The sequence below is a fragment of the Parashewanella hymeniacidonis genome (assembly GCF_016900895.1).
GTDB classification, from domain to species: domain Bacteria; phylum Pseudomonadota; class Gammaproteobacteria; order Enterobacterales; family Shewanellaceae; genus Parashewanella; species Parashewanella hymeniacidonis.
In genome coordinates this window covers 1-9,164 of record NZ_JAFEUN010000138.1, presented here as the reverse complement: position 1 = coordinate 9,164, position 9,164 = coordinate 1, and the positions used below count along the sequence as shown (strand labels likewise).

Sequence of the window (9,164 nt, the reverse complement as noted above, 5' to 3'; positions counted from 1 at the left end):
CTTCTGGAAACGCTCACTAAAAACAAATTTGCTTTTGATATTTATCACCAGAGTTGGACTTCCTGCTCTGGCGAGCTCGCTTGTATTTGTGACTTTAGATCATATAGATCTGATCAGTCCCCTGGTTTGCGTACCATGGCGATAACAATGAGTTGTTATCTGACAATGGTACTATGGATTGGTTTATTTGGTAACAATGCCAGCGCCTTTGTTGCCGCCATTATCGGGGCCCCAATTTTATTTTTAACTGCGCAACGCCGATGCCGTGATGCCAATAAACCACAGTGGATAGGGTTATTAAGCCAGCTCCCTTGGTGGTTGATGACCTTTATTGTCAGCTTTTCTGGCTCGGTGAGTTGGTGGTTAGCAATTGCCTTGTTAGGCATTATCGGCAGTATGCTGTTAGCGGTTCCGCCCAGCCGCAGTGTTGGCCGTTTTGAATATGGTTATCATGGCCCAGCAACACAGAAAATGGCAAAATTAAATACAGTACGTAGGGTTGAACCATCCTTAAACGGAGATGTTGGCTCTTCAGATTCTACTGAGTTTGCAAATTCGGATGGTCATTCATCGATTGGGGCACAAATCCAAGAAGTTATCGAAGAGGCCCCAATTAATCAAAAACAGTGGTTAATTGCAGGCGCAGGACTGCTCGGAGTTGTAGTTATTGGCATTTTTATTAACGGTTTTTTTACTGGAAATAGTAATGCCGATGATGAGCAGGATGCAGAGCAACAACAGCCGCCTGCGATTGCTAAACCTAAGGAAAGTGTTTCATTGCAAGATGGTTTTCAACTTTCATTACAAGATGATAAGCTGTTCATGATCTGGTTAGGTAGCGACGGAAACGGCGAAATGTTGTGGCAATTAGCCGATGCAAAAGGCGATCGAAGTTGTCGTCAGTTACGATTCAATAATGGTACGGTTTATCGCCCAATGACCGTTGAACGTCTCGCCGACAGGAATAACAGCACTCAAGCCGGTTTTTCGCCACTGGATACCAAAGATATCATTAAAGACATTGCTCGCAGGGGTAAAGTCAGTATTTGTGGTTACAACTTTAGTTTAAAGGGTTCACAATCAGATCTTTCAAAAAGCGCCGTATTTCGAGCTTATATTGAATGATGGAATCTATTCGCCAACAGATTCTGCCTTACTATCTCAGTGAGGCAGAAATTGAGCGTACGCATATCACTGAAATCGGCCGTGGTCACATTAATCACACTTGGTTGGTTCAGTCAGTTGAATGTCAATTCGTGTTGCAAAAAATCAATACTCAAGTGTTTGAACAGCCATGGACGTTAATGCATAATTTGCAGCAACTGCATCAATGTTTAAGCGATAGAGAAGTGCGAGGTGAGTACCGTTTAAGAAGTATCGGTTATCGCCAAACATTACAGCAAGAGTCTGCGGTTGAACATCCAGATTTGGGCTTTTGGCGAGCGTTAGATTATATTGATAACAGTTACAGTATTGATGTCGTTGAGTCAGCGGAACAAGCTTATCAAGCCGCAAAAGCGTTTGGACATTTTTCAGCTCAAGCGTCGCACCTACCTTCTTCAGGGTTAATTGATGTCATCGCAGACTTTCATGATCTTAATCATCGATTTAAGCAGCTCAAAACCGCTATTGATATGGACGTAAAGGGCAGGGGAACAGCCTTTAACGCATTGATTAATGATGTTTTAAGTCAGCAATGGTTGATTGAAGATATCAATGAGGTAGTCATAGGTTTACCACTGCGTGTTTGCCATAATGATACCAAAATTAATAATTTACTGTTTGACACTTCGTCTCATCAAGTGAGTGCCGTTATTGATCTTGATACCTGTATGTCTGGCTATTTAATGTATGACTTTGGCGATATGATACGCACTTTTTGTTCTCCAATGGACGAAGATTCCATTGAGTATGAGAAAGTGATTGCAAGAGATGACATTTTTGAATCTGTTGTTCAGGGGTATTTCAGTGAACTGGGTGATGTACTGACCCAAAACGAGCGCAAGAGTTTATGGTTAGGCGCACTGGCAATGCCATTGATGCTTTGCGTACGGTTTCTAACGGATCATCTAAACGGAGACCAATACTTCAAAGTGAAGCATTCAAAGCACAATATACATCGAGCAATGAATCAGTGGCATTTGTTTAAAAGTCTGTTGAAAAAAGAGCAGGGATTAAAAAAGTTTTTATTTGAAGCTAAGTAACCATCTTATCAGGTTGAACAAGGCAGTAACTGGATGGCTACTGCCTTTTGGGTATTATTCAGCCTGACAGGTTGAGTTATTTTCAATGGCATATATTTTTGCGGTTACAAAGTTCTTTGTGCCGTCTATCTCTGGTGACCAATTATCATCTTCAGTCGCAGTTTTAGCAAAAAGGTTACAACCTTCAATTTTATACGGCATTATTTTCCAACGCTGAGTGAGAACCCCATTACTGTCTACATTCTCACCTGATAACTCAGTTGAAAGCTCGATTGAGCCACAGTTTTTACGAATAGCACCATTGAAATGGAATGCTTGGCAAAAATTACCTTCATTGTCTCGAGAGACAACACTTTCTTTTGAACCATCAAGTCTATAGCTGGTTAAGCTTGAGTCAGGTACTAATATATCTTCCATACTTGGTAGGTTATCGGCATGTTCAACGCAGTTTTTTATTGCGGCACTAACATCAGTATTTGTTCTTAACGTTGAAGCATCAGGAACATAAGACCGTATCATCATGGTATTCCCATTTCTACACGGTGTAACCAATGATTGGAGTAGCGGTGGAGTGAGAGCTTGCCACTTATCTGGATCAATATTCTGTATTAAAGTGTCCATTGCTATTTTATTGAGAGCGAATTGACCTCTACGCTCCGTAGAGCCTTTCACTTTGAAGAAACCTGAGCGAACAAAACCGGCTTCGACCGTGAACAATACTTTTTGATGCCGGAGTACTTGTGGATTAAAACTACGCACGTGCTGAGGGACATCGATGATAATAATTTCCTTATTATTTACTGTCTTTTTTAGCCATTTACTACGGGCAAGGTGGTTGCTTGTTTGTGTATTGCCTTGCCAAGATGTTGTATAGAAGTTAGCGGCATTTAATTCCGGTAGTAGCTCGATGATAAGCTTAGTTCCATCTCTTTTGGTGAGCAGTGCACCCGTTAACATCTCAATATTGCCTTTTGAAGGCGAAGAAGACATTAGTTGATCTAAACTTGTGGCTGTAATGTTTTCATCACTAGAAGAGATGATGTCAACGGAGTTACAAATGTCATTGAGCTCGGATTTATTTTCACAATTTCTTGCATCAAATATAGAATAAATGTCGTAGTCAGCAATGCTTTCGTAGCTGAATAATTTTGCACCCTCTGGGAAATTCTTGTCCGCTAAGACTTGCCCCCAAGAATGATTCAGATCTGTGTCTGTAAACGTTGTAATGTTTAGAGGATATCCTGCTAGTGGAAATTCAACAGCAAGGAGCGTACTACTGAATATTGGGATTTCGGAATTGTGAAGATGCAGCTGCTTATCATCTCCTATAGAGAGGGCGTACTTATTCGTTAATGACTCCCAGTTTTGCTCAACCAAAACTCGAGTATTTCTTAAACCACTGTTAGGTATTAAAGTGAAAGCCCCGTCTTCATATTGGTAAGCTTTGACTGATGCTGTTTTGAGTGCTGAAGATATTTTTCGTTCGCTATAACCTAATAATTTATCGCCAGTGAGGTTTCTTCCAGAAAGCTCGAATAACCCTGTTGTTGATATTTCATTAACTAAATCAGCTTGTGTCCTGAATACGTCTTGAGCTGACTTATCTAGCATTAAAGCGAACTTGCTTTCATTTAATGCGAGTTTAGCCATTGAAGCATCAGAAAAATTTAAGGTTGTGGCGGGTTTGGTATTTTTTTGCTCATGAAGAAACATTGCTTCTTGCATGATATCTTTTATGTGTCGTATTTGTGTGGAAGCGATCATCATTTCTAATTCTTTTAGATGCTCCTTTTCTGATTGAGTTGATTGATGAACGTGACGCATATAATGATGGTGTTGTATGCGTATTGCGAGCAAAGCGGCGGCGGTTTGCTTTATAATATCAGTTTGAGTATTTTCTTCAGATGTTGATGATGCATTTTTAGGTGCGGCTAAAAAATCACCAAATCCTTCACAGTGAGGTAAGATTTCAACGACACTATTTTTGGCGTTTTCTAATGGGAAACCCTGAAGCACCTTGTAACTTGCCATATTACTACAATGAGAAATAATGCGTGCACCTGGGTATCCATAAAACGCAGCCTCTCCAGGCAGTATGTTACCTGCCGTGTCCGTTGTTTCAGCTGATATCTCGGCAATTAATCGATTAACGGTGGCATCCAACTCAGAGACATTTTCAAGTGTAAATTGACCTTGTTCATTCGTCATACTCATTGGTTCGTCATTATTGTGAATACGATCCGAGTTGAGGTCCATATAAACTTTTGCATTGACCAGATAGTCATGTGAAATGACTTTGCCTGTAATGATTGTGGTTTTGGGGTGTTCGATCGGTTTTTTTGATTCTTTATTATCACTACCGCAAGCAGATAGTGCTAATACGACGGTAAAAGCAGTTAAGTTTAACATGCACTTCATAATGCCACTCCATGTGAAAGTAAAAAATGTAGTGCACTTGAATGAGGTGTTTCTTATTCTTAAAGGTGTGGCTCGATTTAAATCTAGATAGTCACATCCTGGCCGTTAGTGTAGTTCATGCTATGAATATGCGCTAACAACACATAAATACTAAAATTGTCGCCTTACTTCAAAGCGCCACTCAAAGCCACCCACATCTGTGTCAGAGGTGAAAGGGTGTTGAGCCAATATCTGGTTTAGCTACAATCGATTAGGGGCTGTTGATCTTTGTTGATATTTTCAGCAATGATTATTTTTTGACGATAGCAAAGCGGAACAAGCGTTATTTAGTTCTTCTAAATGAGCGCAGTGACAATGCAGATAGCGTTAAAAATAACCATTGCCCTACGGGCTGAGTCTAAATCGCCTTACTCTGTGTTAAAAATAGTTTATTTAGATGACTAAATTGCACTATTTCCGCCTCGATTAAGGCGATGTATTGCTCAGCTGAATTATTAAACAAAGATCAACAGCCCCTAATGTTTAGTTTAAGAATGAGTTACTTATGAATATCAACGATTATCTGCATAAGTTTTAGGTTAATTAAAGTTAATTCAATGCAGATTGATTGCTCTGTTAAACTGCAGTTTTTGATATTGTTAATATTATATTGAATGATCAATTCTGCTGCTGGTATCAGTTTAGAGGAAGCGTATTTTCAAAGTGTTTTTGACCTTGGTGTTGCAAAAGCAAATGAAAGCTTTACGTTTGATGGGGTTACGATGTCTGTTAAAAGTCATAACGGCATCAATGACCATTCGATTTATCAAGTAAGTCGTACTGAAACCTCCAGTTCACTAAAATCCTTTTTAATGAGAAAGAATGATCGCATACCTAAGCGACTACAAGAATTACTCAATACTCAATCAGTGAAATATAGAATAGCGTTAATCAATAAGGAGCAACAAAAATTAGGCGTTGGTAGTGTTGAGCTGAACGCAAAAAGGCCCTTATTAACGGTGGCTTGTTGTGCGGGCAAAGTGGTAAGTGAAGAAGGATTAACATCGCTTTATTTAAACTCAGTTCAACTTATGGGGCTGGAGCAGACTCATAAGAGGTTTACTGTCAGTGACTATACTTTTTTGATATCTGCAAGTTCCCATCAACCGACTCAATATTCTGTCATAGTAGTTCCTCATAAGTCTGAAAAGTCGACAGAATATTCTGAACGTTTAAGAGGGGTCGTTGAGTCTTTAGTTAATCAAACTAGAACACAAGAACGTGCCAAGAAATGTAATCGGCAAAGAGTGGCTCCATTAGCAAAAGCGGACTTAGTAAACTGTTGTCGAAAATTATCTGATATTTTAATGCGTCGGTCAGATTTTGCTATGTTGGTGGGGGAAGGTCTTTGTGAAGAATGGGTAACGTCCAATGCCGATGCGATGAATAACTTTCCTGCGCATCAACAGCAACACTTTATGTATAGTGTGTCTTTTCAGCAAGGCTTTCTTCATTCTCTTGGTTTAAACACTCGAAAGCCAATTCCTGTATACCTCTTACTTCAGTTGATTCAGTATTATCGTGCGGAAAACCCAGCCTTAGTGGAACTTATTTACCAAAATGTATCCGAGCAAACTCATTACAATTCGAAATTAGCAATAATCTGGGATGATTTTGAATGGCAGGCGCAATATGAGGAAATTAAAACATTTGTAAGCCAAAAATCGGCTGAGTTTGCAAATCAATTTGCCTCTGATGACATTGAGGGCGAGCTCTGTCGGAAAATTAAGGGTTTAGGGGTTTCTATAGCACTCGCCCAATTTCAATATAAATCGATAACATGTTGCTATTACGTAGGAAAGCACGCAATTAGTTGTGATATTCATGACAACACACCAACCCATGAACATATTTTTAATGCGAGTACATTTTTAGCGCTGACAAAAAAAATGACAAAACGGCTTAATGATCCCGTGTTTATTCAGCGAATGGCTCTAGCTCACATGCATTGGGCTCGTTCAAAGGGCGCCGAAGTAGATTCGTGCGAGGCAGAGCAAGTAACTAGCGTTTTATCTCAAATGCAGCAAGATCAGGTGCTTAGTGAGCTCACTAAGGATGAAGATCAAGCTGAACTACTGCAGGAGATCAGAAAAGCATTAATTCTTTTAAATACAGGTGCGGCCAATAACAGCACCGTAATCATCGAGCTTGGTGGTGAAACCCTACCGTTTTATTTGTGTTATTTAAGGCATCACTTTCTGTTAAAAAGTAAACAGTGTGAGCAAGCCGAGCATCTTAGAAAACAAGTTGGCTCTGCAGTTTCATTAGATTATTTACCGCATCAGCTTTTTGATATTCAACATCGATATGAATACTGGGAAAACGAAATACAGCAAACAATGGACGACATAAAGTCTCCTCGTTCACTAGAGGGAGTGACAGAGAAGCTTCGTCACATACTTCAGTCTTGTCCATTTGAAATCTTGAAAACACAAAACCAAATTCAAGAGAAATTGTCTGACATTGAGACCGCAATCTTGAATCAAGAAAAACAAGATGAAATCCATGCATGGAAAAGTAAAGTGCAAAAGTATTTTAATTCAAAAAAACAGCATAAAAATTTACACCATGCTACAAAAGAGCTAACAGCATTAATCACTTCTGCACCATCACAACAACTGGTTGCTGAGTTTAAACTTACAACAGAGTTAGAAGAAATCGATCAGGCCATCAGCACAAGAGCGACACAAGTTCGAGAGGTATTAAACGACCCTGTCGCAGTGGAAAGTGCATTACTCACTTATATTGAATCTGAGGGTATATTAGCCACTTTTGATTCCTTTAAACTAGCAAACGTTGGTCTGCACATCAGTATTAGTCTCAATGGAACTCAATTTACCGTTAAAGCTTTATTTGATGATAGCTCAGGGGAAATTACACTATCTGACGAAGACCGACGTAAAGCGGAAGCTGTCATTACAGACATCATTCAAGAATCTTCATTTTATTCGGTGGCTATTGAGCGTGAGCGTAAGTGGTCTGACTCCATAACCCTGAGTGATGCAGATTATGAAAAGTTTGCTACAGAATTGCTAAAATCTAGTATGCGAGTTCGTCGAGTCGAAACCAGCAAAATGATGTCACAAAATGAATACTTGATAACAAGGCTGAAGAAATTTCCTATTGGTTTCCAGTTTGCCGTAATCAAGCATATTCATTCTCCTGCCCGTAAGTTATTTTTGGAACTAACCTGCTTAGAAGCTGAATTTGCAGGTTTTCCACACGCTATGGCGAATCAGTTTAATAACCTAAAGGAAAGAATGAGCTATTTAGTTTGGCAGCTGGCGGAGTTGGAAGAGTATCAAAATCATATCTATACACACTATTGCTCTGTATATGGTGTTGTGATTGATTTACAACGGCAAAAAAAATATGACGAAGCAATTCAAAGGGTTGATAAAATCTATAGAGACCCTCTGTCGTTTAATCCGGAAACGTTGCGGCTTAAAAGTAAGCGTGCAGAGTTAGTACAATTAAAGAATGAATTAATCCAACAGTACCTCAAACGATTTGACGATACAGAGCAGGTTATTCAAGCTTACGAAGAACAAAAACCACAACAGCATGAGTTTAGAACTTTAACCTTTAGGTTTGTATTTGCTGGGGCTGAGTTTTCAGTGAATGAAGGCGCTCAAACCTATAAGGTTTCGATTCACTCGGTGTCTGTAAATGAAGTTAAGTTAGACAACGAATATGAAAAAGAGTTGCTAGAAAAACTCGAAACTATTTTTGAAGATAGAAAACAAACATTGCTCGGTCAAAGCTTACGTCGTCAACTGAAAATGAATGAAGAACAGAGAGTAAAACGCAGTTTAGCGGTTGGGGTTGAGTATACTGATACGGATGGCTGGGTGTTAATTGATGTTCCGTCCAAAGAAATTGATCTAGTGGAAATGACAAAAAAAGTACCTATGCAAGAAGTTAATCAAACGGAGCTGTAATACTAGGGGGGGTTGATCTTTGTTTAATCATTCAGCACTCTGAAAGTTACATGAACAAAATACCTGCACTCAACTCACTATTTTTCACGATCATTTGTCCGATCTAATCATCATGTCATGCTGTTGATATCATTCATTGAGTTGTAGCTTATTTTGAAAGTTAGTGGCATTGATATTGATGCAACCATTGCACATGTCAGACAGCAATTAGAAACTGATAACACAGTGATCCCAGTATTAAAACTGGCCATTGAAGCTTTGCTTATGGTCATTTTAATTTTGGCTAACCGTCTCGGCATGAACAGCAAAAACAGCAGTAAGCCACCTTCAACCTAAAAAACTCAGTTGAACGCTAAATGATTTTTTAAGCCCATGAAAGTAAATTAATAACCTGATTGAATATTATCACCTGTTGGGTGAATCGCTCTACGCTCACAAACTGGTTAAAATTGCCGTTATCTGCGTTAGAACATTTGCAAGTAGATTAACTACTTGCTGCACGCTCTGCCTTGCTACCGATAATTTTTTCTGCGCTTGAAAACGTACCCAACTGAGTTTTCTA

The 9,164-nt window shown here is 39.3% G+C and carries 5 protein-coding genes; 4 read left to right on the top strand and 1 reads right to left on the bottom strand.

What is annotated here, in order from left to right; all coding sequences use genetic code 11:
• Together JQC92_RS19450 and JQC92_RS19445 are read left to right on the top strand one after the other, a co-directional pair.
• Positions 1–1,125 (top strand): hypothetical protein (locus JQC92_RS19450; protein ID WP_205001205.1); only part of this gene is annotated, 1,125 nt, incomplete at its 5' end.
• On the top strand, positions 1,122–2,204 hold the full coding sequence (locus JQC92_RS19445) for a phosphotransferase enzyme family protein (protein WP_205001204.1): 1,083 nt from the start codon (positions 1,122–1,124) through the stop codon (positions 2,202–2,204). The genes JQC92_RS19450 and JQC92_RS19445, both read left to right, overlap by 4 nt.
• A 54-nt stretch (positions 2,205–2,258) precedes the next feature.
• Here the strand turns inward: JQC92_RS19445 and JQC92_RS19440 are convergent, their stop codons facing one another.
• The gene (locus JQC92_RS19440; protein WP_205001203.1) at positions 2,259–4,622 is read right to left on the bottom strand and encodes a hypothetical protein; all 2,364 of its coding nucleotides are present in this window, start codon (positions 4,620–4,622) and stop codon (positions 2,259–2,261) included.
• Between the two features lie 653 nt (positions 4,623–5,275).
• Between JQC92_RS19440 and JQC92_RS19435 the strand changes: the two genes are divergently transcribed.
• Positions 5,276–8,602, top strand: coding sequence for a hypothetical protein (locus JQC92_RS19435; RefSeq protein ID WP_205001202.1), 3,327 nt, complete (start codon positions 5,276–5,278; stop codon positions 8,600–8,602).
• 153 nt (positions 8,603–8,755) lie between these two features.
• Entirely contained in the window at positions 8,756–8,938 is a 183-nt protein-coding gene (locus JQC92_RS19430) for a DUF6444 domain-containing protein (protein ID WP_205001201.1), read from the top strand.
• Positions 8,939–9,164 lie beyond the last annotated feature (226 nt).